Annotated in this window: 22 protein-coding genes; 7 read left to right on the top strand and 15 right to left on the bottom strand. The window is 48.7% G+C overall.

Annotated features, from left to right (window positions below):
* Positions 1 to 174 precede the first annotated feature (174 nt).
* Complete coding sequence (locus tag EOE65_RS02730; RefSeq protein WP_127692755.1) at positions 175 to 1,080, top strand: LysR family transcriptional regulator; 906 nt, start codon at positions 175 to 177, stop codon at positions 1,078 to 1,080.
* A 4-nt stretch (positions 1,081 to 1,084) separates the two neighbouring features.
* Here the strand turns inward: EOE65_RS02730 and EOE65_RS02725 are convergent, their stop codons facing one another.
* Both EOE65_RS02725 and EOE65_RS02720 read right to left on the bottom strand, forming a co-directional pair.
* A complete protein-coding gene (locus tag EOE65_RS02725; RefSeq protein ID WP_127692754.1) occupies positions 1,085 to 1,672 on the bottom strand; it encodes a class I SAM-dependent methyltransferase in 588 nt (195 codons plus the stop codon).
* A 190-nt stretch (positions 1,673 to 1,862) separates the two neighbouring features.
* Positions 1,863 to 2,642 (bottom strand): YiiX/YebB-like N1pC/P60 family cysteine hydrolase, encoded by a 780-nt coding sequence (locus EOE65_RS02720; protein WP_127692753.1) that lies wholly within the window; start codon positions 2,640 to 2,642, stop codon positions 1,863 to 1,865.
* 100 nt (positions 2,643 to 2,742) lie between these two features.
* Here EOE65_RS02720 and EOE65_RS02715 point away from each other — a divergent pair, with 100 nt between their 5' ends.
* The gene (locus EOE65_RS02715) at positions 2,743 to 3,246 is read left to right on the top strand and encodes a retropepsin-like aspartic protease family protein (RefSeq protein ID WP_127692752.1); all 504 of its coding nucleotides are present in this window, start codon (positions 2,743 to 2,745) and stop codon (positions 3,244 to 3,246) included.
* Positions 3,247 to 3,309: 63 nt separating this feature from the next.
* Here the strand turns inward: EOE65_RS02715 and sucD are convergent, their stop codons facing one another.
* The 9 genes from sucD to sdhC form a co-directional block, all read right to left on the bottom strand.
* Complete coding sequence (sucD, locus tag EOE65_RS02710; protein WP_127692751.1) at positions 3,310 to 4,182, bottom strand: succinate--CoA ligase subunit alpha; 873 nt, start codon at positions 4,180 to 4,182, stop codon at positions 3,310 to 3,312.
* A 2-nt stretch (positions 4,183 to 4,184) separates the two neighbouring features.
* Positions 4,185 to 5,351 carry an ADP-forming succinate--CoA ligase subunit beta gene (gene sucC / locus EOE65_RS02705; RefSeq protein ID WP_127692750.1) on the bottom strand — a complete coding sequence of 389 codons (1,167 nt, stop codon included), beginning with the start codon at positions 5,349 to 5,351 and terminating at the stop codon, positions 4,185 to 4,187.
* A 140-nt stretch (positions 5,352 to 5,491) separates the two neighbouring features.
* On the bottom strand, positions 5,492 to 6,931 hold the full coding sequence (gene lpdA / locus EOE65_RS02700; protein ID WP_127692749.1) for a dihydrolipoyl dehydrogenase: 1,440 nt from the start codon (positions 6,929 to 6,931) through the stop codon (positions 5,492 to 5,494).
* A 36-nt stretch (positions 6,932 to 6,967) separates the two neighbouring features.
* A complete protein-coding gene (gene odhB / locus EOE65_RS02695; RefSeq protein WP_127692748.1) occupies positions 6,968 to 8,176 on the bottom strand; it encodes a 2-oxoglutarate dehydrogenase complex dihydrolipoyllysine-residue succinyltransferase in 1,209 nt (402 codons plus the stop codon).
* Between the two features lie 55 nt (positions 8,177 to 8,231).
* Positions 8,232 to 11,066, bottom strand: coding sequence for a 2-oxoglutarate dehydrogenase E1 component (locus EOE65_RS02690; RefSeq protein WP_127692747.1), 2,835 nt, complete (start codon positions 11,064 to 11,066; stop codon positions 8,232 to 8,234).
* A gap of 285 nt (positions 11,067 to 11,351) precedes the next feature.
* The gene (locus tag EOE65_RS02685; protein WP_127692746.1) at positions 11,352 to 12,056 is read right to left on the bottom strand and encodes a succinate dehydrogenase iron-sulfur subunit; all 705 of its coding nucleotides are present in this window, start codon (positions 12,054 to 12,056) and stop codon (positions 11,352 to 11,354) included.
* An 18-nt stretch (positions 12,057 to 12,074) separates the two neighbouring features.
* Positions 12,075 to 13,847 carry a succinate dehydrogenase flavoprotein subunit gene (sdhA, locus tag EOE65_RS02680; protein WP_127692745.1) on the bottom strand — a complete coding sequence of 591 codons (1,773 nt, stop codon included), beginning with the start codon at positions 13,845 to 13,847 and terminating at the stop codon, positions 12,075 to 12,077.
* Between the two features lie 3 nt (positions 13,848 to 13,850).
* Entirely contained in the window at positions 13,851 to 14,198 is a 348-nt protein-coding gene (gene sdhD, locus EOE65_RS02675) for a succinate dehydrogenase, hydrophobic membrane anchor protein (protein ID WP_127692744.1), read from the bottom strand.
* The gene (gene sdhC / locus EOE65_RS02670) at positions 14,192 to 14,569 is read right to left on the bottom strand and encodes a succinate dehydrogenase, cytochrome b556 subunit (protein WP_127692743.1); all 378 of its coding nucleotides are present in this window, start codon (positions 14,567 to 14,569) and stop codon (positions 14,192 to 14,194) included. Before sdhC ends, sdhD begins: the two co-directional genes overlap by 7 nt.
* Before the next feature lie 428 nt (positions 14,570 to 14,997).
* Here sdhC and gltA point away from each other — a divergent pair, with 428 nt between their 5' ends.
* Positions 14,998 to 16,275: a citrate synthase gene (gltA, locus tag EOE65_RS02665; protein ID WP_127692742.1), complete on the top strand. Its 1,278-nt coding sequence runs from the start codon at positions 14,998 to 15,000 to the stop codon at positions 16,273 to 16,275.
* Between the two features lie 59 nt (positions 16,276 to 16,334).
* Here gltA and EOE65_RS02660 read toward each other — a convergent pair whose 3' ends face one another.
* The 3 genes from EOE65_RS02660 to recQ are packed head-to-tail and all read right to left on the bottom strand — an operon-like array spanning position 16,335 to position 19,662.
* Positions 16,335 to 17,111, bottom strand: a complete 777-nt coding sequence (locus tag EOE65_RS02660) for a hypothetical protein (protein ID WP_127692741.1) — start codon at positions 17,109 to 17,111, stop codon at positions 16,335 to 16,337.
* An 11-nt stretch (positions 17,112 to 17,122) separates the two neighbouring features.
* On the bottom strand, positions 17,123 to 17,545 hold the full coding sequence (locus EOE65_RS02655) for a YqaA family protein (protein WP_127692740.1): 423 nt from the start codon (positions 17,543 to 17,545) through the stop codon (positions 17,123 to 17,125).
* Positions 17,545 to 19,662 carry a DNA helicase RecQ gene (recQ, locus tag EOE65_RS02650; RefSeq protein ID WP_127692739.1) on the bottom strand — a complete coding sequence of 706 codons (2,118 nt, stop codon included), beginning with the start codon at positions 19,660 to 19,662 and terminating at the stop codon, positions 17,545 to 17,547. Before recQ ends, EOE65_RS02655 begins: the two co-directional genes overlap by 1 nt.
* 116 nt (positions 19,663 to 19,778) lie before the next feature.
* Between recQ and EOE65_RS02645 the strand changes: the two genes are divergently transcribed.
* A complete protein-coding gene (locus EOE65_RS02645; RefSeq protein WP_127692738.1) occupies positions 19,779 to 20,354 on the top strand; it encodes a YecA/YgfB family protein in 576 nt (191 codons plus the stop codon).
* Between the two features lie 54 nt (positions 20,355 to 20,408).
* On the opposite strand, the gene EOE65_RS02640 is transcribed toward EOE65_RS02645, so the two are convergent.
* Positions 20,409 to 20,795 carry a RidA family protein gene (locus EOE65_RS02640; RefSeq protein ID WP_127692737.1) on the bottom strand — a complete coding sequence of 129 codons (387 nt, stop codon included), beginning with the start codon at positions 20,793 to 20,795 and terminating at the stop codon, positions 20,409 to 20,411.
* A gap of 429 nt (positions 20,796 to 21,224) precedes the next feature.
* On the opposite strand from EOE65_RS02640, the gene lrp reads away from it, so the two are divergent.
* Genes lrp through EOE65_RS02625 form a run of 3 tightly spaced genes read left to right on the top strand, consistent with a single transcriptional unit; the run spans position 21,225 to position 23,285 of the window.
* Positions 21,225 to 21,701 (top strand): leucine-responsive transcriptional regulator Lrp, encoded by a 477-nt coding sequence (lrp, locus tag EOE65_RS02635; protein ID WP_127692736.1) that lies wholly within the window; start codon positions 21,225 to 21,227, stop codon positions 21,699 to 21,701.
* A 10-nt stretch (positions 21,702 to 21,711) separates the two neighbouring features.
* Positions 21,712 to 22,467: a TlyA family RNA methyltransferase gene (locus tag EOE65_RS02630; RefSeq protein WP_127692735.1), complete on the top strand. Its 756-nt coding sequence runs from the start codon at positions 21,712 to 21,714 to the stop codon at positions 22,465 to 22,467.
* Positions 22,464 to 23,285, top strand: coding sequence for an RluA family pseudouridine synthase (locus EOE65_RS02625; RefSeq protein WP_127692734.1), 822 nt, complete (start codon positions 22,464 to 22,466; stop codon positions 23,283 to 23,285). The genes EOE65_RS02630 and EOE65_RS02625 overlap by 4 nt, the downstream gene beginning before the upstream one ends.
* Positions 23,286 to 23,330 lie beyond the last annotated feature (45 nt).

Below are 23,330 nucleotides of genomic sequence, written 5' to 3'. Positions count from 1 at the left end.
CTGCCAGCTTTACAACGGGATGTTAATTCGCAACCAGAAAGGGGAAGGACCCATCGCCAGCAGACACACATGGTGTCTTGCGGCGCTTTCTCGCAACACAACTAGTATATTGCATCCTTTTATTTTATAAATATGACTGTATTTCGATTAGAAAAAACTATGGGTTTTTAATACATGGACCGTTTACTGAGCATGGAAGTCTTTGTAGAGGTAGTAAAAACGGGCAGCTTTGTGCGTGCTAGTGAGAAATTTCATATCAGCTCCGCAATGGTTGGCAAGCATATCCGGAGCCTAGAACACCACGTTGGAACCACCCTACTGAACCGCACTACTCGCAAGCAGAGCCTCACCGAGGTTGGCCGAACTTACTTTACCGAGTGCGAACGCCTTCTGCATGAGCACCAATTTCTAGACCAACGCATATCAGCAATAAAGAACACGGCTTCAGGCGTTTTGCGCATCAATGCGCCCATCACCTTTGGTGCAGAAATTTTATCGCCAATGATAGGTAAGTTCTTAGATCAGCACCCACATGTCAGCATTGACTTGTCGCTAACCAATGAAAAAGTGGATGTGATGCATGATGACTACGATGTTATTTTACGCACGGGGAGATTAGAGAACGCGGCCTATATCGCTAGACAGCTATGTAATATTGAAATGGTCTTTTGCGCATCACCGACCTATCTCGAGAAACACGGCACGCCCGAGTCTATCGAGGCACTGCAACATCACCAGTGTTTGGCGTTTAAGCATTGGCGCAAGCACTCACCGTTCTACTCTCCTGACGAACTGAAGCCCTTTGCATTTCCGCAAGCCCGGTTTCAATCGAACTGCGGATCTGCACTCCTAAATGCCGCTCTTGCTGACTTAGGCATCATTCTACAACCTAAAATGCTCGTCAAAGACCCACTGGCAGATGGGTCTCTCGTAGAAATTCTTAGCGCTTTCGTACCGCCACCGAGACCAATTAGCTTGCTGTATCGCTCCCGAGCAGATCAAACCCTCAAAACTCAGTTGCTGATCAACTACTTAATTGACCAGTTCCGACCTAGCGGCGGATACCCTTGTATCGTATAAAGTACTATTTTGGCTTAACAGCCACCGCTTGAACCACAGACAGTGTACCCATTCGAGATGTTTGCTCGCTTTGCGGCCGCTCAAGCTCTTCTAACTGTAAAAACTGTGCATCGGGCAGCGCACGTTTAAGACGCTCAGCTGCTAACGCAGGGCCAATGTCCTTCTTTAGTTTTCTTAAGTGTTTTTCCGTATAGCCTTCCAGTATGAGCACACCCCCTGGCTTTAGGGCGTTCATCATACGTTGATACATCGTTGCTTGCGCTCCGCGAGGAGGCTGATAAAAAAGCGACACAACGGCATCCCACTCTTCATATCCTAACGGGTAATGCAGAAGGTCAGCACGAATAAGCTCAATATTAAGTTCATTCTGTTCTGCCAACTGCCGTGTGGCATCAAGGGTCATCCAAGAGATATCAACCGCAGTCACATGAAAGCCTGCTAACGCAAGGTGCACTGCATCGTAACCATTCGCAGTTGTGAGACACAGAACCCTAGCTTGCGGCGGTAAGCAACCTATCTGCTGCTTTAAAAAGAGGTTAGGTTCTTTTCCAGAAGTGTAGTGATCAATATTATAATTTTCTTCCCACATCATCAGACTTCTCCACTATTAGATCTATCTGATATTGCTTAAGCAAATATTAAGCCAAAAATTAAGTTACTGATAAGCAATGCCTTTTTATGGCTAGTTTAAAGCGGGTACCCTATATTGTAAGGAAAGCTGACAGCCTAACATTGATATTTTAGGAGCTGAAAACTCGGTTTAAAGCGCCGCCGCATAAGCGCTAAACGACATCATCAGAATAGATTTCAAACACAGGTGCGCTATCCCCCCAGCAAATAACATCCCGATAATCTGAGTGCTTCTCTAGCATCGGCTTTATCACCTTAAAATACGGAGAAACATCGAAGTCTCTTGGCGTATAGAGACTGGGGTGACGAGAAAAAAGGCGGCGCATCTGACCAGAATCGCGAGATACAGCATATGCGGCCGGGAGAATCGGATAATGGACTGACTGAAACGCTTGAGCAATTAACGACGAGCAGATAGCTTGAGTTGGGTCACCGCTGCCTAACTGAAGAAAAGAGCGGCGCCAACGACCTGGCAGCGGCGGCAGAGGCAGTAAATAGCGCGCTAAATCGACAATATTTTTTCGATCATAGGTATCTCCTAACCTATCCATAGCGTAACAAACGACCTCATCTATTTCGCTAGCTGATAACCCAACGGGGCGGCAAATACGCGTATGCTGGTCGCTGTACATGCTGAGAGGAACCGAGCGAACACCGTCATTCAGATCAGCCTCAACCAAGCAGCGCGTCTCACCATTACATGTCTCGGCGCAATCACCAACATAGAGCGCAGCGTGTGACCAAGTAGACTGTGTCAAATACTTGATAACAGAACTCACGCGACTAGTGCCCTCTACCAAAAGAACATCGCCCTTTTTCAAAGCGGCTGACAAGCTATCAGGACTGCTGGTCGCTAGCTGCAAGTTCGCCTCGCGCGGTTTCGACAAATAGTCCGCTAAGCATCCGCCGACGCGCTCTTTAATCGATCCCATCGCATTTCCCCCGCCCGAACGCTTCTTTGGTTTCAACACCATGCTGCTGAACTTTCACTCCCCACATGCTTCTAAAGCCTAGAACAAATGTGAGGAGAGCATGACAGATACACTCAACAAGATGTCATCACTGATGCGCCACTTAACATGGATCATCGCACTAGTTTTATTGACAATCATTTTTAACAATTGGGTCAAACATCAGTATAACCCAAACTCTAACTTAGCTATCGGCCAGAGCAACGAGCCTGTGGTACTTGAGCGCAACCGCCAAGGCCACTACGTGGCAACGGGCCTCATCGAAGGTGAGCCTGTTGTTTTCCTATTAGACACAGGCGCAACCAACATCAGCGTTCCTCAACCGGTGGCTCAACGCATAGGACTTGATCCGGGAGATAAGGTTCGTGTTGGCACGGCTAATGGTAGTATCAGTGTTTTCCGGACTGAACTAGAGAGTGTGCAATTAGGCGGAATTGAGATGAGGGATGTCGCAGCACACATAAATCCCTTTATGGAAGGTAATACCGTGCTATTGGGTATGAGCTTTCTCAAGCATCTAGAACTACGCCAAACCAACGGCGTTTTAGAGCTGCGCGTGCCTTAGCACTAAACAATCATGACAAACAAAAAAGGCAGCCAAGGCTGCCTTTTTACTTAACTTACTGTATTACCAGCCAGTTACTTCTTTCAGAGCGTCGCCAATCTGAGCAAGGGAGCGAACAGTTTTAACACCAGCATCTTCCAATGCTGCGAACTTCTCATCCGCTGTGCCTTTACCACCAGAAATGATCGCGCCTGCGTGACCCATACGCTTACCAGCAGGAGCCGTTACACCAGCAATGTAAGAAACCACTGGCTTCGTTACATTTGCCTTGATGAATGCAGCCGCTTCTTCTTCTGCAGTACCACCGATCTCACCGATCATAACGATCGCTTCAGTCTGAGGGTCCTTCTCGAACATCTCAAGAATATCGATGAAGTTAGAGCCTGGGATTGGATCACCACCAATACCTACGCAAGTAGACTGACCAAAACCGTAATCAGTTGTCTGCTTAACAGCTTCATACGTCAGTGTACCTGAACGAGAAACGATACCTACTTTACCTGGCAAGTGAATGTGGCCTGGCATAATACCAATCTTACACTCACCCGGAGTGATAACGCCTGGGCAGTTAGGGCCGATTAGGCGAACACCCAGCTCGTCACACTTCACTTTACATTGCAGCATATCCATCACTGGAATGTGCTCAGTAATACAAACGATCAGCTTGATACCAGCGTGCGCAGCTTCCAAGATAGAGTCTTTACAGAACGGAGCTGGAACATAGATAACAGACGCTTCCGCACCTGTTGCTTCTACAGCCTCTGCAACTGTGTTGAAGACTGGCAAACCTAGGTGCTCAGTGCCACCTTTACCTGGCGTTACACCGCCAACCATCTGAGTACCGTAAGCAATCGCTTGCTCAGAGTGGAAAGTACCTTGACCACCAGTGAAACCTTGGCAGATAACTTTAGTATCTTTATTGATCAGAATGGACATGATTACTTACCCTCCGCTGCTTTAACTGCTTGCTGAGCAGCATCTGTCAGACTGGTTGCAGCAATGATATCCAAACCAGACTCAGCCAGGCGCTGTGCACCCAACTCAGCATTGTTACCTTCCAGACGTACCACAACTGGTACGCTTACGCCTACTTCTTTAACTGCGCCAATGATACCGTCAGCAATCAAATCGCAACGAACGATACCACCGAAGATGTTAACGAGTACCGCTTTAACTTTGCTATCTTCAAGGATGATCTTGAATGCTTCAGTAACACGCTCTTTCGTCGCGCCGCCACCTACATCCAGGAAGTTTGCAGGGAAACCACCGTGCAAAGAAACGATATCCATGGTACCCATCGCAAGGCCAGCACCGTTAACCATGCAGCCAATAGAACCATCTAGTGCAACGTAGTTAAGATCCCACTCTGCCGCACGTGCTTCACGCTCATCTTCCTGAGAAGGGTCTTGCATCTCTTGAAGGTCTTTGTGACGGTAGACAGCGTTGCCGTCGATGACAACTTTCGCGTCTAGGCAGTGCAAGTTACCCGCATCAGTAATAACAAGAGGGTTGATCTCTAACAACGCAAGATCTTTCTCTTCGAACATCTGCGCCAAGCCCAGGAAGATCTTAGTGAACTGCTTCACTTGATCACCGTTCAGGCCAAGCTTGAACGCCAACTCACGTGCTTGGTATGGCTGAGCACCAGTCAACGGGTCAATTGTTGCTTTAAGGATCTTTTCAGGTGTCTCTTCAGCAACTTTCTCGATTTCAACACCACCCTCTGTGGATGCCATGAAAACGATGCGACGTGTAGAGCGATCTACGACTGCACCAAGATATAGCTCTTGAGCGATATCTGTACATGTCTCAACCAAAATTTTTGATACTGGCTGGCCATTTTCGTCAGTTTGGTAAGTTACCAAATTTTTGCCTAACCAATTCGCTGCGAACTCCTTTGCAGCAGCTGGCGTATCTACCAACTTAACACCGCCCGCTTTACCGCGGCCGCCAGCGTGAACCTGAGCCTTAACAACCCATTTATCACCGCCGATTTTCTGTGCTGCTTCTTCTGCAGCTTCCGGAGTATCTACCGCGTAACCTTTCGATACTGGTAGACCATATTGAGCAAACAGTTGTTTGCCTTGGTACTCGTGAAGATTCATGCTCTAGTCCGTTGTATTGTCTCTGATAAATCCGATGTAGTTGTAGCACAACACCGGCCCACAGTTTTACGACAAGCTCTCGCAAAATCGGCCAGGCTTTTGGCCCGGCCGAAACTTAGATATTTGAATAATGCTATAGACTAACGCTTTTTGCGATTAGCCATATGGATAGCATGGTTGTCTACCGCCAACGCAGCTTCGTGAATCGCTTCACTCACTGTCGGGTGAGCGAAGACTGTCATCTGCAGATCTTCCGCACTAGAGCAGAATTCCATCGCGATGGCAGCCTGACCAATCAGCTCTGATGCGATACCACCAACGATATGCACACCAAGAATACGGTCAGTCTCTTCGTCAGCAATAACTTTAACAAAACCTTCGGTAGAGTTTGCAGCCATTGCACGGCCTGTAGCGGCAAATGGGAACTTACCTGTCTTAACTTTTACGCCGTCAGCTTTAAGTTCTTGCTCTGTTTTACCAACCCATGCTAGTTCAGGATACGTGTAAATGATGTTAGGGATGACATCGTAGTTCATTGCGGCTTTGTGACCAGCAATGATATCTGCAACCATGATTCCCTCTTCAGAAGCCTTGTGCGCAAGCATAGGACCACGTACGGAATCACCAATTGCAAATACGCCTGGAACACCTGTACGGCAGTTTTCATCTACAAAGATAAAGCCGCGTTCGTCCAACTTAACGCCGCTGTCACCTGCCAACAAACCTTGAGTTTGTGGACGACGGCCAACAGCTACGATCAGCTTGTCAACAACGATCTCTTTGTCGCCTTCGCTGTCAGTAAACTTAACCTTAACTTCTTTGCCATCGATGATTTCAGTGCCTGTGCAGCGCGCACCTAGCTTGATATCAAGCTTCTGCTTCTTAAACAGCTTTGCCGCTTCCTTCGCTACATCTTTATCAGCTGCAGCCAGGAAATCGTCCATCGCTTCAAGAACAGTCACTTCTGAGCCTAAACGCGCCCATACTGACCCCATTTCCAAACCGATTACACCAGCGCCAATCACACCCAAACGCTTAGGCGTTTCATCGATATCCAACGCGCCAGCGTTATCTAGAATCAAGCCTTCAGTTAGCGGTGCTGGCGGGATTTCTACAGGTACAGAACCAGATGCTAGGATAACATTTTCAGCTTCGTATACCGCCGCTTCACCATCAGCTGCAGTTACCTCGACCTTCTTGTTCGCAAGCAACTTACCCATGCCTTGCAGCAAAGTAACGCCGTTAGCTTTGAATAGACCAGTGATACCACCCGTCAGATTCTTAACGATAGTGTTCTTACGAGACACCATCTGCTTCACATCCATCGATACGTTTTCAGCACCAATGCCGTGCACAGCAAAATCGTGTGCAGCTTCGTGGAATTTATGAGTAGACTCCAGAAGCGCTTTCGAAGGGATACAACCTACATTCAGGCATGTACCGCCTAGGACCGCAGTGCCTTTGTCATCAACCCACTTTTCAACACAAGCAGTCTTCAGACCTAGCTGCGCAGCGCGAATAGCCGCTACGTAACCGCCAGGACCTGCACCAATAACGATAACATCAAATTTCTGAGACATTCGTCTTACCTTCCTAATCGCTGAATACGGGTTGAATTAAACGTCAAGCAACATACGTGCTGGATCTTCCAGCAAGTCCTTGATCGTAACAAGGAATTGTACAGCTTCTTTACCGTCAATCATACGATGGTCGTAAGATAGTGCTAAGTACATCATAGGCAAAATCTCAACCTGGCCATTTACAGCCATAGGACGCTCTTGAATCTTGTGCATACCCAAGATCGCTGTTTGTGGTGGGTTTAGAATTGGCGTTGACATAAGTGAGCCAAACACACCACCGTTCGTGATTGTGAATGTACCACCTTGCATGTCTTCCATGCCCAGCTTACCTTCGCGACCACGCTTACCGAAGTCAGCGATTGTTGACTCAACATCAGCAAGGCTCATAGTGTCTGTATCGCGTAATACAGGTACCATCAAACCACGGTCAGTAGATACAGCCACACCGATGTCTTGGTAACCATGGTAAACCATATCGTTGCCATCGATCGATGCGTTAACTGCTGGGAAGCGCTTCAGGGCTTCAGTGGCTGCTTTCACGAAGAAAGACATAAAGCCCAAACGCGTGCCGTTGTGAGTTTTCTCAAACAGGTCTTTGTACTGCTTACGCAGCTCCATAACAGGCTTCATGTTGACTTCATTGTAAGTCGTCAGCATTGCCGCATTTTGCTGAGCTTCAACGAGACGCTTAGCGATTGTCGCACGCAGACGCGTCATTGGAACACGCTTCTCAACGCGCTCACCAGCAACAACGTTAACGCTTGCCGCAGGTGCAGCCGGTGCTGCCGCTGCTGGAGCCGCCGGTGCTGCCGCTGGAGCACCACCTTTAAGGAAGTTTTGTACGTCCTCTTTAGTGATACCACCGTTTTTGCCAGTACCTGGGATTTTAGAAGCATCTAGGCCATTTTCATCAATCAGCTTACGTGCTGCCGGCCCCACTTTATCGCCGTCAGTCGTTGCCGCTTCTGAAGCTTCAGCTTGAGCCGCTGGAGCAGCGCTACCCGCTTCACCTGCATTAAAGTGCGCAATGACTTCGTCACTTAATACAGTATCGCCTTCACCTTTAACAATCTCAGCAATAACACCGTCAGCAGGCGCTACTACTTCTAGAACAACTTTGTCTGTTTCGATATCAACAATGAGCTCATCTGCTGCAACTGCTTCACCTGGCTGTTTGTGCCAAGTTGCAACCGTACCGTCAGCGACAGACTCAGGAAATGTTGGTGCTTTGATTTCGATGGACATGACTATTCCTTATAAACTCGTTTGTCGCTACAGCCTTTGTGTAGCGACAAAATCTTTAACCGTTAATTGCTTCGTTTACGAGCTTCTCTTGCTGCTCAACGTGCACTGAAATGTATCCAACTGCCGGTGCGGCAGAAGCTGGGCGAGCGATGCCCTCTAAGTTGAGTACTGGGTTATGAGCATGAATCACTTTACGCATGTGATGCTGCATCGAATACCAAGCACCTTGGTTCATAGGCTCTTCTTGACACCAAGCCACTGACTCTAGGTTGCTATACTCTTTAATCGCTTCAGCCAACTGATCTTCAGGGAAAGGATATAGCTGCTCAATACGAACAATCGCTACATCATCCTTCTCTAGCTCCGCTCGGCGGTTGTAAAGATCGTAGTAAACCTTACCGCCACACAAGACCAGACGCTTAACCTTTTTAGGATCAAGGTTGTCAGTCTCAGCGATAACAGGCTGGAACATACCATCTGCAAGCTCTTCTAAAGATGAAACCGCTTGCTTATGACGCAATAAGCTCTTCGGTGACATAATCACCAGAGGTTTGCGCAGTGGACGTACCACCTGACGACGCAGAAGGTGGAAGATCTGCGCTGGCGTTGTTGGTGTACACACTTGAATATTGTGCTCAGCGCACAACTGCAAATAACGCTCTAGGCGAGCTGATGAGTGCTCAGGGCCTTGACCCTCGAAGCCGTGAGGCAAGAGCATAGTCAAGCCACACAGGCGCTGCCACTTGTGCTCACCCGAAGTAATAAACTGATCGATAACAACCTGCGCACCGTTTGCGAAATCACCAAACTGCGCTTCCCAAATAACTAATGCATTTGGCGTCGTTGTCGAGTAACCGTACTCAAATGCCAATACCGCTTCTTCTGAAAGGAAGGAGTCGTAAATTGTCATTTCTGGCTGCTCTGCTGACAAATTACTCAGCGGAATATACGTTTCAGCAGTTTTTTGATCATGCAGCACAGCATGACGGTGTGAGAACGTACCACGGCCTACATCTTGACCAGTGATTCGCACAGGGTGACCTTGAGCTAGAATCGATGCGTACGCAAGTGACTCTGCCATACCCCAGTTCAATTCCATCGCGCCGGCAGCCATACGCTTACGGTCATCAATGATTTTTTGAACTTGGCGCTGAACAGAGAAGCCTTCAGGCGTTTCGCAGATTTTGCTACCCAGCTCTTGAAGCAGCTTAAAGTCAACCTTAGTTTCTGGGCAATCAAATGACCACTGGTGTCCTAGATAAGGTTTCCAGTCGACAAAAAGCTCCTGATTAGGCTGGTTGACGAGTGATTTAACAACGTGCTCCCCGTTCTCAAGCAAACGACGGTATTCTTTCTCCATCTCTTTGCTTTCTTCAGCAGTAACAACGCCCTGCTCGATCAACTGTTGAGCGTAAAGATCACGCGTTGTTTTCTGCTTCTTGATCTGCGCATACATCAACGGCTGTGTACCTGACGGTTCATCAGCTTCGTTATGGCCTCGACGACGGTAGCAAAACAGATCGATGACAACATCTTTCTTGAACTCGTTGCGATAGTCGACCGCTAATTGGGTTACAAAGCGAACCGCTTCAGGATCATCACCATTCACGTGGAAGATCGGCGCCTGAATCATCTTCGCAACATCAGTCGCGTATTCAGTAGAACGAGAGTCTTCTTTCTTGGACGTTGTGAATCCGACTTGGTTATTCACCACAATATGAATGGTGCCGCCTGTTTTATATGCACGTGTTTGAGACATTTGGAACGTCTCTAATACAACACCTTGACCACAAAACGCTTGGTCACCGTGAATATTAACAGGAACAACACTGCCGCCTAGATCATCGTTACGGCGATCTTGACGAGCACGAACCGAGCCTTCAACAACCGGCGCAACGATCTCTAGGTGCGACGGGTTAAATGCCATTGCGATGTGTACTTCACCACCCGGTGTCATAACGTTTGACGAAAAACCTTGGTGGTACTTTACATCACCCGACGTATCTACCAGCTTTTTGCCTTCGAACTCGTCAAACAGGTCCGTTGGGTTTTTGCCGAAGATATTTACCAGTGTGTTTAGACGGCCACGGTGAGCCATACCGATAACAACTTCTTTGGTGCCTTGCTTACCGGCGCGCTGAATCAATGTATTCAACGAAACGATAAGAGATTCGCCCCCTTCAAGACCGAAACGTTTAGCACCTGCATAACGGGAACCCAGATACTTCTCAAGACCCTCAGCGGCGGTTAGGCGCTCTAGGATCATCTTCTTTTTCTCGATCTCGACCTGCGGATGCGCGCGTGAAGGCTCCAAACGAGACTGAATCCAGCGTTTCTCTTGAGTATCAACAATGTGCATATACTCAGCACCAACCGTCGAGCAGTATGTCTGCTTAAGGTCAGCAAGAATCTCTTTTAGAGGGGCTTCCTCTGGGCCAAAAAACAACGAACCCAGCTGGAACTTCGTATCAAAGTCCGCTTCAGAAAGCTCATGAAAGCGAGGATCGAGATCAGGCACGTCTTCGGTTTGACGCATACCGAGAGGGTCAATATTCGCGACCTGATGGCCCCGAACACGAAACGCGTTAATCATCCGCAAGACTCGAACCTGTTTCTTCTCATGTTCAGAGGAAACACTGCTAACGGCAGCTGGTTGAGCACGTTTGCTATTTTTCGCGATGTATAAGAAGTGCTCACGCACCGGAGAATGAGGAACGTCCTGTGATAGAGCTTCACCTACTTTCGGTAACCGGTCAAACTCTTCTCGCCACTCTTGTGGAATGGCACTTGGGTCCATCAGATAAGTTTCGTATAGCTGCTCAACATAGGAAAGGTTGCCACCATAAAGGTGGGCGTTTTTCCAAAGCAGCTCCATTACGCCTTCTTGCATTAGTTGATCACCCTGGCTGAGGGGTTTGTCTAGCGCTGTCGGGATGCACCAGTTACCCGACATTTGGTTGGCGCTGATTCCCCTTCTTTTGTTTCCGTTATGCACTTCGCACTTCTTGTTCTAAAAATACGAAATGCGGACGGTATTGTACGCTTTTTAAAACTAGCTTTACAGCACGTACAGCACGGATTCTACATAAAGTTACAGCTTTGAAGCATAAGCCTTTTGGCTAGATAAAAAAAAAGACACCCGAAGGTGTCTTTTCTTATGACAAGCAACTGAAAATCAGGTCGCTTGAGAGATAAGCATATTACGAATCTTACCGATCGCCTTCGTTGGGTTCAGACCTTTAGGGCAAACATTTACGCAGTTCATAATACCGTGGCAACGGAACACACTGAATGGATCATCCAGATCAGCCAAGCGCTCACGTGTTGCCGTGTCTCGGCTATCAGCCAAGAAACGGTACGCTTGCAACAAGCCTGATGGACCAATGAACTTATCAGGGTTCCACCAGAAAGACGGGCAAGACGTAGAACAACATGCACAAAGAATACACTCATACAGACCGTCAAGCTCAGCACGCTCTTCTGGAGACTGCAGACGCTCGATAGCAGGTGGCGGTGTATCGTTGATCAAGAATGGTTTGATCTTCTCGTACGCCTTATAGAACTGAGTCATGTCCACGACTAGGTCGCGAATAACCGGCAAACCAGGCAACGGACGAAGTACTAGCTTATCGTCTTTAACAACTGCGGATAACGGCGTGATACAAGCCAAACCGTTAGTTCCGTTCATATTCATACCGTCAGAGCCACATACACCCTCACGGCAAGAACGACGATAGCCCAGAGATGGATCTTTATCTTTTAATAGCTGCAACAGATCCAGAACCATGATGTCCTTACCACCAGGAATATCAATATGGATATCCTGCATGTAAGGAGCATCATCAGTTTCAGGGTTGTAGCGATAAACACTCACTAACATTTTCGAAGCTCCTTAAAATTAGTAGGTACGAACTTTTGGTGGGAATGGATCCATGGTTTTTGGTGCAAAGTTAACTGCACGCTTACCAATGCGCTTCTCACCCGGGAAGAACATAGAGTGGCACAACCAGTTCTCATCATCACGCTCTGTATAGTCATTACGTGCATGAGCACCACGAGACTCCTTACGAACCTCTGCCGCGATCGCAGTCGCCTCAGCAACTTCCATCAAGTTCTCTAGCTCTAGAGCTTCGATACGAGCTGTGTTAAACGCCAAGCTCTTATCTTCAAGGTGCAGATTCTCAACCTTAGCACGCAACTCTTTCAGCAGCTCAAGACCCTTCTGCATGCTCTCACCGTCACGGAATACACCGAAGTACAGCTGCATAGTGCTCTGTAGTTCTTTACGCACTTCAGCAACACTTTCACCGCCTGTCGAGTTATTCAGGCGATTCAAACGCGCCATTGCTGCTTCGATATTTGCTTCAGTTGCATCTTTAACTTCATAGCCTTCGCGCATTTGCTGCTCAATCTGCATACCAGCAGCTCGACCAAATACAACCAAGTCAAGTAGCGAGTTACCACCCAAACGGTTAGCGCCGTGGACAGATACACATGCAACTTCACCACACGCGTAAAGACCATGAACGATGTGATCATTACCGTCTTTATCTTGCGCGATCGCTTGACCACCGATATTTGTGGCAATACCACCCATCATGTAGTGACACGTTGGTACAACTGGAATCGGTTTAACAACTGGGTCAGTCGCCGCAAACGTTTTGGACAGCTCACAGATACCAGGCAAACGAGAATGAAGAACCTCTTCACCCAAGTGATCCATCTTCAGGTAAACGTGATCGCCATCTTCGCCACAACCACGACCTTCTAGGATTTCCATGATCATAGAACGCGCTACAACGTCACGACCAGCAAGGTCTTTGGCGTTAGGTGCATAGCGCTCCATGAAGCGCTCGCCGTCTTTGTTGATCAGGTAACCACCTTCACCACGACAACCCTCAGTCACAAGCACACCTGCACCTGCGATACCGGTTGGGTGGAACTGCCACATCTCCATATCCTGAGCAGGAACGCCTGCACGCAGAGACATACCCATACCGTCACCGGTATTAATCAGAGCATTAGTAGTAGACGAGTAGATACGGCCAGCACCACCTGTTGCAAGAACGGTTGCTTTAGCCTTGATGTATACAGTCTCACCAGTTTCGATGCAGATAGCGATACAGCCAACAACCGCGCCATCGTCGTTCTTAACTAGATCTACTGCGTACCACTCATTAAGGAAAGTAGTACCTGCTTTCATGTTGCCCTGATAAAGCGCGTGAAGCAGAGCGTGACCCGTACGGTCTGCTGCAGCACAAGTACGAGCTGCCTGACCACCTTCACCGAAATTCTTCGACTGACCACCGAAAGGACGCTGATAGATACGCCCTGTTTCAGTACGGGAGAACGGCAGACCCATGTGGTCTAACTCAAATACCGCCTGTGGGCCCACAGAACACATGTATTCGATAGCGTCTTGGTCACCGATGTAGTCGGAACCTTTAACGGTATCGTACATGTGCCAACGCCAATCATCATTTGGATCTGCACTTGCGATCGCACAAGTGATACCACCTTGCGCAGAAACCGTGTGAGAACGTGTTGGGAATACTTTAGTTACACACGCTGTATTCAAACCACTTTGAGCCAGCTGCAGTGCAGCACGCATACCAGCGCCACCGCCACCAACTACGATCGCATCAAAAGTTAATGTGCGTAGATTACTCATCTCTTAAACACCCCACAGAATCTGAACACCCCAGACGACATAGATAAACGTCAGGAGACCACAACCCGATTGCACGACAAAGCGCACTCCAGTTGGCTTGATGTAGTCTGTTGTCACTGACCACAAGCCAATCCAAGCATGCGCAGCCAGCGAAAGCAGAGCTAAGAGAGAAAAGATACGCATTGCAGTGCCATCGAAAAGTGTTTTCCACTGTTCGTAGTTCAAATCACCGCCAAAAAGCAGATAACCCATCATGAATAGGGTATAAGCCAATAAAACAACAGCTGTAACGCGCTGAATCATCCAGTCGTACAGACCGCTGCGGCCAAAGCTCGTAATACTAGTTACCATACCCACACCCCCGCTAAAAGTACTGCGACCGCACCAGCGATAAGAGTCGCTTTCGCTGCTTTAGTGCCGCTTTCCAGTTCTTCCAGATGCCCTGCATCCATGATCAAGTGCTTAACACCCGCCAACATGTGATACAGCAATGCAGATACTAATCCCCATGCGATTAGCCTCGCGAAGAAGCCCTCTTCTAGCATGGTTTTCGCTTCGTTAAAGCCAGCCTCGGATTCAAGCGATAATCCCAATGCATACGTCATGAAGATAGCGCCAAAGAATAACGCTACTCCCGTTACACGATGCAAAATAGATGTGATCGCAGGTAAGGGCTGCTTGATAGTTCGCAGATCTAAATTTACAGGTCTTTTTTTGTTCACGGCTCTTGTTCACACTCTTTTTTGCCTACTCTAATGAGGCAAGGTTGCTCGGAAGTGTTGTAGAGAGTTGATCCTCAGACTGAATACACACCATCTCTAAGGTCATGTGCATTCGGGCGCCGAGTATAGTCATATCAATGACATAATACAACGTAACGCTAGGCCATCTACTCCTAACGTCTACCCGCTCTTATCTACGCAAAAAAACGCAAATTAGAGCTACAACTAAAATCCTATTTCGTCTTAACCGACGTATAGGGTAGAACTTACGCCCTAATGCTGCAATGCAGAAAACCGGTTATTTGTCCAGATTGACAATGCCCTTTGAATCTCTATATTGGGCAGGTCCCAAGGGACCGAGACTCTAGAAATTGAAGCTAATCAATACGTAGCTTCATACATAACAAACAAAATGATAGGAGCCTCTAATGGCTGATAAGAAAGCTCGTTTGACTGTCGATGGTCTTGATGACGTGATTGAACTCCCTGTTTACTCAGGAACAGAAGGGCCTGACGTAATCGACGTTCGCCCGCTGACTGGCCAAGGCTTGTTCACTTACGACCCCGGTTTCGTTTCAACAGCTGCTTGTGAATCGAAAATCACTTACATCGATGGCGGAAAAGGCGTTCTATTACACGGCGGTTACCCTATCGAACAGCTTGCAGAAAACTCTGACTACTTAGAAGTGTGTTACTTGCTGCTAAACGGTGAGCTACCAACTCCAGAGCAGAAGGAAGAGTTTGTCAGCACCGTGAAGCGTCACACGATGATTCACGAGCAAATGAACCACTTCTTCAATGGTTTCCGCCGTGATGCTCACCCAATGGCTATCATGGTTGCAGTTGTGGGTGCGTTGTCTGCCTTCTATCACGATTCACTGGATATCGACAACGCTCATCACCGCGAAGTGTGTGCATATCGTTTGATCGCGAAGATGCCAACGCTGGCTGCTATGTGCTACAAGTACTCCATCGGCATGCCGTTCCAGTACCCACGCAACGACCTGAACTATGCAGAGAACTTCCTGCACATGATGTTCGGCAACCCGTGTGAAGAGTACAAACCAAATCCTGTACTTGCGAAAGCAATGGACAAGATCTTCCTATTACACGCTGATCACGAGCAGAATGCATCGACTTCAACTGTTCGCCTAGCCGGCTCTTCTGGTGCTAACCCGTTTGCATGTATCGCATCAGGTATAGCCGCTCTTTGGGGACCAGCTCACGGTGGCGCTAATGAAGCGGTACTGACAATGCTGGAGGAAATTGGTGATGAAGCAAACATCCCAGACTTCATTGAGCGTGCAAAAGATCCAGAGGATAGCTTCCGCCTGATGGGCTTCGGTCACCGCGTATACCGCAACTTCGATCCACGTGCGAAAGTTATGAAGCAAACCTGTGACGAAGTACTAGCTGAACTAGGTATCGAAAACGATCCTATGCTGAAGATCGCTAAGCGCCTTGAGCAGATCGCTCTGGAAGATGAGTACTTTGTTAAGCGTAAGCTATATCCGAACGTTGACTTCTACTCAGGCATTATCCTGAAAGCGATTGGTATCCCAACCAATATGTTTACAGTGATCTTCGCACTGTCTCGTACCATTGGCTGGATCTCTCACTGGAGCGAGTTCCACAGCAGCCCTAATAAGATTGGCCGTCCTCGCCAGCTTTATACAGGCCCTTCTCAGCGCGATTACAAAAAGTAATCAACGCTTCAAGAAAAACCCGCCTAGTGCGGGTTTTTTTTACGCTTTAGAAAAGCACATCAGTTTGGAGCCCGTAGCCAATTAATCTCTATTGCGGTCGCGGCCCCAATCGTCACATGAGTTAAGTCTGGCGGCAGCACCGCAATCGATGGAGATACCTGCAAACGCCCAGCCATAATCTCAGCTTTACGCTGCGGGAACCGAGGCACTTTCGTAGGTTCCGCGTAACCGTCCGGCCAGATCGCAAAGTTGGTTGCAGGGTCATATTTGTCGCTAGCGCCCACTGTGTGCAGCAACTCATGCGCCGCGATAATATTGTTCTGTCCTTGTTGGCGCTCATCGGCAAAGCCGTTTACCAACCCAATCAAACCCTTTTGCAAACCCAGTGAGTGTCTTAACGCATGCGGGTAGCTTGGGGAGAATAGATTCAAGTAGATTCGGATATCAGGGTTAGGCCCATCCCAGTTTTCATACCGCCACGACCAATAACGCATCTGCAAACTCCAGACAACACTATCAACGATACTGGGGTTCTCTGGTACCTCTGGCGGCATACTGGGCTGCTCAGGTGCCAGCAATACTTTAATGGGCTTTTCGACGGGCAAAGCATATTTCACCGCTTCACGCTGAAAGAAGTGCTCGATATCAGCAAAGTCATCTGTTCTAAGTTGCGCGATATATCTCCCGCTTTCAGCAGAACCATCCGCATTAATCGGGTAGATCACTACCCATAACTCATCTTGCCAATCCATGCTGCGCGAACGCGATAGATAACTGTCTACACTGACCACCAGCAACACGAGAAGTAGCAGCAGAACGCGGATTTTCTTGAACATAGCAACTCCTTTTACCAGATCTGCGCTGCAACACCCACAACGACAATGTAACGTAACGCCTTACCCACAGTAATCAACAAACAGGCGGCAGCCGAGTTAATGCGCAACCACCCAGCCAATAAACACAAAGGATCACCTACAACGGGCAGCCAAGAGAGCAGCAATGAAAAAGCACCATATCGTGATAACCAAGCCTGAGCTTTAGGATGCTTAGCGCCCAGCGTGCGCTCAGGAAAACGATACGCGATCCAGCGCCCCATGTAATAAGTAACAATACCACCTAGCGCATTACCTAATGTTGCTACACAAACGAGCAACCACAGTTCATAGACACCTTCTTTGACTTGCCACACGAGCAGCGCTTCAGAACCACCAGGAAACAGCGTCGATGCAATAAAGCTACTTAGGAAGAGCCCAACCAATGGTGTATCCATCAGGTGCGCAGCCCCTCTTTTACACAGTTGAGCACACCCAAGTCATACACACCTGCCAACGCATCATAGACAGGCTTTAAAGCCTGGCCAAAGCGTGTTTGGCTATCCAGTATCACTTGCTCAATATGCTTAATCTCAGTGTCTGGTAGCTCAACCACCTCTGCTACTGTCAACTCTTGAGAACGGATACCGGCAGCAAGATGCCCATAGATCACTTTCTCCGAGAGTTTTTGCATCTTCGCGACTTGAGTAATTGACATTCCCGCTTTAAATAGCGCAATTGATTCCAACTCTTGGCCTGATTGATTGTCCGGCACTGCGTCCTCACGAATCGCTGCGAGGAAATCATCCGCATAAAGCTCCAGTTTACGTTCACCTACGCCCGACAACTTCTGCATCTGAGCATGGGTATGTGGCCGATACACCACCATCTCCATCAGCGTAGCATCATGAAAGATCACATACGGCGGCACATTTTGGTCTTGAGCTAAGCGTTTGCGCACCGCTTTGAGCGCCTCCCAAAGGGCATGATCTTCGCCATTGAGCTGGCTAGATGCAGACCGCCCTTTGGAGAAAGACTGCTCAGTTTCACGTTTATCTTCACGCAGATGTAACACCTCTTCACCCCTAAGCAGCGCGCGGCACCGCTCGGTAAGATGCAAAACACCAAAACCTTCGCCATCAACACCTAGATAACCACGCGCGACCAACTGGCGAAACACCGAGCGCCAAGCGTTACGGCCTAACTCCTTACCAATCCCCCAAGTCGATTGCCGATCATGCCCTTCAGCCTTAACCTTGTCCGTAGTGTTGCCCAACAGCACATCCACCACGTGATTAACCCCAAAGCGCTGCCCCGTTCGGAAGACCGCTGATAACGCCTTACGCGCAGCCTCAGTGCCATCCCACTCAGGCACAGGCTCCAAACACGTATCACAGTTACCGCAAGGCTCATGCTCTTCATCGCCAAAGTAGCTCAACAAGACCTGTCGCCGACAGCTGGTAATTTCGCAAAGGCCCAGCATAGCCTCGAGCTTTTGCCTTTCAACTTGCTTACGGCCCTCCTCCGCAGTGGAGGACTCTAGCATTTGACGTAAAAAGATAACGTCTTGTAGGCCATACACCATCCAAGCATCAGCCGGCTGCCCATCACGCCCAGCACGGCCCGTTTCTTGATAATAAGCCTCGATACTGCGCGGCAGATCCAAATGTGCGACAAAACGCACGTTAGGCTTATCAATGCCCATCCCGAAGGCGATTGTTGCCACCATAATGACGCCCTCTTCATTGAGAAAGCGCTGCTGATGGTGCGCGCGCAAGTCAGCCGATAAACCAGCGTGATAAGGTAGCGCGGCAAAACCCCGCTCATTGAGCCAAGCCGCAGTCTCCTCGACCCGCTTACGCGATAGGCAATACACGATACCGGCATCATTGGGGTGCTCGCTTTTAAGGAAGCGCAGCAGTTGTTCTCGGGCACGATTTTTCTGCGCAATGCGATAACGGATGTTTGGTCGGTCAAACCCCTGTACGAACGTGCTGGCATTGTGCAGATGTAGGCGCTCAACGATCTCCTCCTGAGTACGCTTATCCGCGGTGGCAGTGAGCGCAATCTTAGGAACACTGGGGAAGCGCTCCCCAAGCGCAGCCAACTGCAAATACTCCGGCCTGAAATCATGCCCCCATTGAGATACACAGTGCGCCTCATCGATAGCAAATAGCGCGATATCACAGGACTCCAACAGACTCAGAGTACGCGGCTGCAGTAAACGCTCAGGCGCAATATACAGAAGGTCCAGCTGGCGCTGGCGCAAACTCATCTCAACATCTTGCTGGCTAACGTAGTCGAGGCTTGAATTAAGGCACGCAACACGCACCCCAAGCTGCCTTAGCGCAGCCACTTGATCTTCCATTAACGCTATGAGCGGAGAGATAACCACCGCGGTACCCTGCCGCAGTAATGCAGGTAACTGATAACACAGCGACTTCCCGCCACCTGTTGGCATGATCACCAGTACATCATCACCAGCAACAACACGCTTAATCACCGCATCTTGAGGGGGACGGAACTGATCGTAGCCAAAGACTTCTTTTAGAACATGTAGCGCTTTATCTGTCATGGATGGGGATTATCCGCAAAGCGGAATAACCTGTCACCCGAAATTATCGCTGGCGTTGGACGCCACAAGGGGTAAAATGCTTGCCAACATGATCTAATCGAGCGAGACACACTTTTATGCAAAACAACCAACCACTTAACGATGCCGAACTGGATGCTTTAGAAGCGTTTATTTTCAGTGATGCAGTTTCTGAAGACTCACTGGATTTGATTGGCATCCACGGTTTTTTGTGTGCACTGTCTATTAGCCCGAACCCAGCGCCTGAAGCCAAATGGTTAGACGTTGTTTTCGACGGCCAACCCGCTTGGAAGTCAGATGACCAACGCGCAGAAGTAACCGGCTGGCTGACACGCTGGAAGAACGCTATTTTGGTTGATATCAACGATCAAGAAGAGCTAGAGATGCCGTGTGACCTGGTGCTTGATCGTAACGGGGACGAAGACCCATTGCTTGAGATCTGGGCACAAGCATTTATGGAAGGCGTGTTCCTAAATGAAGAGGACTGGTTCGCTGCGGAAAATGAAGAGTCAGTCGCTGAGTTGCTACTGCCTATTATGGTAGCGTCAGACCTATTCGATGAGCAGGAATTCAAAGAGATCCGCCGCAACCGTAAAGTCGCAAACCAAATGGCAAATGAGATCCCAGATCTGCTCGTTGACCTTTACTTGGTCTTCCACTCTCCTGAAAAGTAAGGCCTCCTAAAAGCGCAAGGCTGGGAGTCACCCAAGCCTTGCGTCCTGACGATCTTAGTCAGCTGTCACCATAATCGCTTCAACTTCGATATCCACATCTTTCGGCAACGCTTTTACTGCGTATGCTGCACGCGCAGGATAAGGCTCAGAGAAGTAACGTGACATCACCTCATTCACCGTTGCAAAGTTAGCAAGATCCGTTAGCAATACAGTCACCTTTACGAAGTCGCCTAAGTCACCGCCAGATGCTTCTGCGATCGCTTTCAAGTTGTCAAAAACACGCACCGCTTGCTCTTCAAAAGAGCTGTTCATCACTTCCATTGTTTCTGGGTTCAGCGGGATCTGGCCAGAGATATACACCGTGTTGCCGGCTTTAACTGCTTGCGAATAAGTTCCAATTGCAGCAGGCGCTTTGTCCGTCGAGATGTAGCTACGATTCATTATTATTCCTCATTTTTATAAGGCTTGTTGAAATAGATTGCGTCTGGCACTGAACGCTAATGCACCGCTTGGGCGCTGTCTAGTGTTACAGTAAATTTTACTGCTAGTTTTCTAAAAAAAACGCCCTTCGTTGGGCAGGTTCTATCCAGCCTAGTGTGGCAAACTTATAAAAATGCGACCTACTGAAAACTTCGCCAGATCGTCACGATAGCGACTAAAGTGCCTATTTAGCGCAAAACTACGAGATGTAACGCCAAACGTTACACTAATGACGCGATCATCGCCGAATTCGTATCACAATTTTTTTATCTAAAACGTCACAACTAGCCAACTTGGTTCTATTTATCGCACTTCCGTACTAAAATAGAAAAAATCACCAAAATTAAAAAAAATATCAAAAATAACGAACATAAAAGATATTACATAAAAATGAGAAAGCTCGATCGAATAGACCGTAATATTTTGACCACTTTGCAAAAGGATGGACGCATCTCTTACACCGACTTAGCAGATCGTGTTGGGCTATCCACCACGCCCTGTATTGAGCGGGTAAAACGCCTAGAAAAAGATGGATACATCCAAGGCTATTATGCGCGCCTCAATCCAGAGGTACTGGGGTACAACATGCTGGTATTTGTGGAGATATCACTCTCCTACCAGTCACCAGATGCATTCGAAACCTTCAACGAAGCGGTTAAGCAGCTGCCTTACATCATGGAATGCCATCTTGTTTCCGGCGACTCAGACTACCTGCTCAAGGCACGGATTAAGGATATGTCCGAATATCGTGCGTTGCTGGGCGACATGCTACTCACCCTGCCCGGCGTGAAAAACTCGAAAAGCTACATTGTGATGGAAGAGGTCAAAGAAACCTCCAGCATCCCCGTACCTGCGCTTAACAGCTAAGACAAAAACCATGCAACGACTCGACATGCTGTTGGTCGCAAAGGGGATTTGCGAGACACGCACCACTGCGCAAAAGGCCATTAAAGAGGGGCGCGTATCCGTAGTGGCCAACGGCCAGCAGGAAGTGGTAAAAAAGCCAGGTATCAAATTCGTAGACGACGTGGAGATCGTCTACGAAGCGGGTGCCGAAGATGGTTTTGCTTCCCGCGGAGCCTTAAAACTTGAAGGCGCATTAAACCAGTTCGATATCTCTGTCGCGGGTGCCATTGCAATCGATGTGGGCCAGTCCACCGGAGGCTTCACCGATAGTCTTCTGCAACAGGGCGCAGCTCATGTTGTGGGCGTTGAAGTGGGCCATGACCAGCTTCACCCCAAGCTCAGAGAAGATGAACGTGTCAGCTGCTACGAGGGCATGAATGCGCGTGATCTACCCAGCTCTTTGCTAGATCATACCCAAGGACACGGCTTCGACATCGCCGTGATGGATGTCTCCTTTATCTCTCAGACTAAAATCATCCCATCACTGAGCCCTCTTATCCGTCAGGGTGGCCAGCTGATTAGTCTGGTAAAGCCGCAGTTTGAGGTGGGCAAAGCAAATCTGGGCAAAGGGGGTATCGTTAAAAATACTGCGCTGTTTGCACAGGTAGAAAGCTTAATCAAGCAATGCTGTAGCGATCACAACTGGCAGGTAAACGGCTTCATCCCTAGCCCGATCAAAGGTGGAGATGGTAACCAAGAGTTCTTGCTTTGGGCGATTAAGCGATGAGACTCACGAAAAAACTGTCGGCCCAATCAAACGACTTGACCGCCATCGAAATGTTAGCGCAAGCAACACCGCTATCGAAAGCTAAGCTGAAAGATGCAATGACCAAAGGCGCCGTGCTGCTGCGCCGCCGAAAAACCATAAAGCGGTTACGCAAAGCTCAATTCTCCCTTGTGAAAGGTGATGAACTGCACTTGCATTACGATGAAGCGCTCTTGAACCTTCAGCCGCCTATGCTCGAGCCTATTGCAGATTTGCAGGGATACAGCGTCTGGAATAAGCCCGCCGGCGTTATGTCACAGGGGAATGACTTCGGTGACCACATGTCGCTGCTGCGAATCGCCGAGCGCTACTTCGATAGCAAACGTCCCGTTTTTCTGATCCACAGGCTAGACCGCGAAACCAGTGGCTTAGTGCTCATCGCACACAATAAAGCCGTCGCCTCCGCCCTGTCGCGGTTAATACAAGAGCGCAAAGTCATAAAACACTATCAAGCGCTTGTCTTCGGCCAAGCACCTGAAAAGACAACGATCGATCGCGCATTAGATGGCAAGGCATCGGTAACGCATATCTCTGCGCTTCGATATGATCAGGCGTCGAACACCAGCTTGATCAATGTCGAGTTAGAGACCGGCCGCAAGCACCAAATTCGCCGCCACCTTAATCACATTGGCCACCCAATAATGGGCGATCCGCGTTATGGCCAAGGCAATAAGAACAGCGCTGGTCTCATGCTCGCGGCCAACCGCCTGTCCTTTCAGTGCCCTATCAGCGGCACGTTAGTTACTTATGAAATAGACGCGCCGTTCAGCCAAGCATAAAAAAAGAGCCATCCTTGGCTCTTTTCCTGATTTTCACCGCTCAAT

This window comes from Neptunomonas marina (assembly GCF_004005935.1).
In the GTDB taxonomy this organism is placed as follows: Bacteria; Pseudomonadota; Gammaproteobacteria; order Pseudomonadales; family Balneatricaceae; genus Neptunomonas; species Neptunomonas marina.
Note: the sequence above shows the minus strand (reverse complement) of the source record. Positions and strands in the feature narration are given on the sequence as shown.

Bases quoted from the DNA above. Each gene is read 5' to 3' on its own strand.
- EOE65_RS02730 (WP_127692755.1), top strand. From the start codon at position 175: ATGGACCGTTTACTGAGCATGGAAGTCTTTGTAGAGGTAGTAAAAACG.
- EOE65_RS02725 (WP_127692754.1), bottom strand. From the start codon at position 1,672: ATGATGTGGGAAGAAAATTATAATATTGATCACTACACTTCTGGAAAA.
- EOE65_RS02720 (WP_127692753.1), bottom strand. From the start codon at position 2,642: ATGGGATCGATTAAAGAGCGCGTCGGCGGATGCTTAGCGGACTATTTG.
- EOE65_RS02715 (WP_127692752.1), top strand. From the start codon at position 2,743: ATGACAGATACACTCAACAAGATGTCATCACTGATGCGCCACTTAACA.
- sucD (WP_127692751.1), bottom strand. From the start codon at position 4,182: ATGTCCATTCTGATCAATAAAGATACTAAAGTTATCTGCCAAGGTTTC.
- sucC (WP_127692750.1), bottom strand. From the start codon at position 5,351: ATGAATCTTCACGAGTACCAAGGCAAACAACTGTTTGCTCAATATGGT.
- lpdA (WP_127692749.1), bottom strand. From the start codon at position 6,931: ATGTCTCAGAAATTTGATGTTATCGTTATTGGTGCAGGTCCTGGCGGT.
- odhB (WP_127692748.1), bottom strand. From the start codon at position 8,176: ATGTCCATCGAAATCAAAGCACCAACATTTCCTGAGTCTGTCGCTGAC.
- EOE65_RS02690 (WP_127692747.1), bottom strand. From the start codon at position 11,066: ATGCAAGAAGGCGTAATGGAGCTGCTTTGGAAAAACGCCCACCTTTAT.
- EOE65_RS02685 (WP_127692746.1), bottom strand. From the start codon at position 12,056: ATGTTAGTGAGTGTTTATCGCTACAACCCTGAAACTGATGATGCTCCT.
- sdhA (WP_127692745.1), bottom strand. From the start codon at position 13,847: ATGAGTAATCTACGCACATTAACTTTTGATGCGATCGTAGTTGGTGGC.
- sdhD (WP_127692744.1), bottom strand. From the start codon at position 14,198: ATGGTAACTAGTATTACGAGCTTTGGCCGCAGCGGTCTGTACGACTGG.
- gltA (WP_127692742.1), top strand. From the start codon at position 14,998: ATGGCTGATAAGAAAGCTCGTTTGACTGTCGATGGTCTTGATGACGTG.
- EOE65_RS02660 (WP_127692741.1), bottom strand. From the start codon at position 17,111: ATGTTCAAGAAAATCCGCGTTCTGCTGCTACTTCTCGTGTTGCTGGTG.
- EOE65_RS02655 (WP_127692740.1), bottom strand. From the start codon at position 17,545: ATGGATACACCATTGGTTGGGCTCTTCCTAAGTAGCTTTATTGCATCG.
- recQ (WP_127692739.1), bottom strand. From the start codon at position 19,662: ATGACAGATAAAGCGCTACATGTTCTAAAAGAAGTCTTTGGCTACGAT.
- EOE65_RS02645 (WP_127692738.1), top strand. From the start codon at position 19,779: ATGCAAAACAACCAACCACTTAACGATGCCGAACTGGATGCTTTAGAA.
- EOE65_RS02640 (WP_127692737.1), bottom strand. From the start codon at position 20,795: ATGAATCGTAGCTACATCTCGACGGACAAAGCGCCTGCTGCAATTGGA.
- lrp (WP_127692736.1), top strand. From the start codon at position 21,225: ATGAGAAAGCTCGATCGAATAGACCGTAATATTTTGACCACTTTGCAA.
- EOE65_RS02630 (WP_127692735.1), top strand. From the start codon at position 21,712: ATGCAACGACTCGACATGCTGTTGGTCGCAAAGGGGATTTGCGAGACA.
- EOE65_RS02625 (WP_127692734.1), top strand. From the start codon at position 22,464: ATGAGACTCACGAAAAAACTGTCGGCCCAATCAAACGACTTGACCGCC.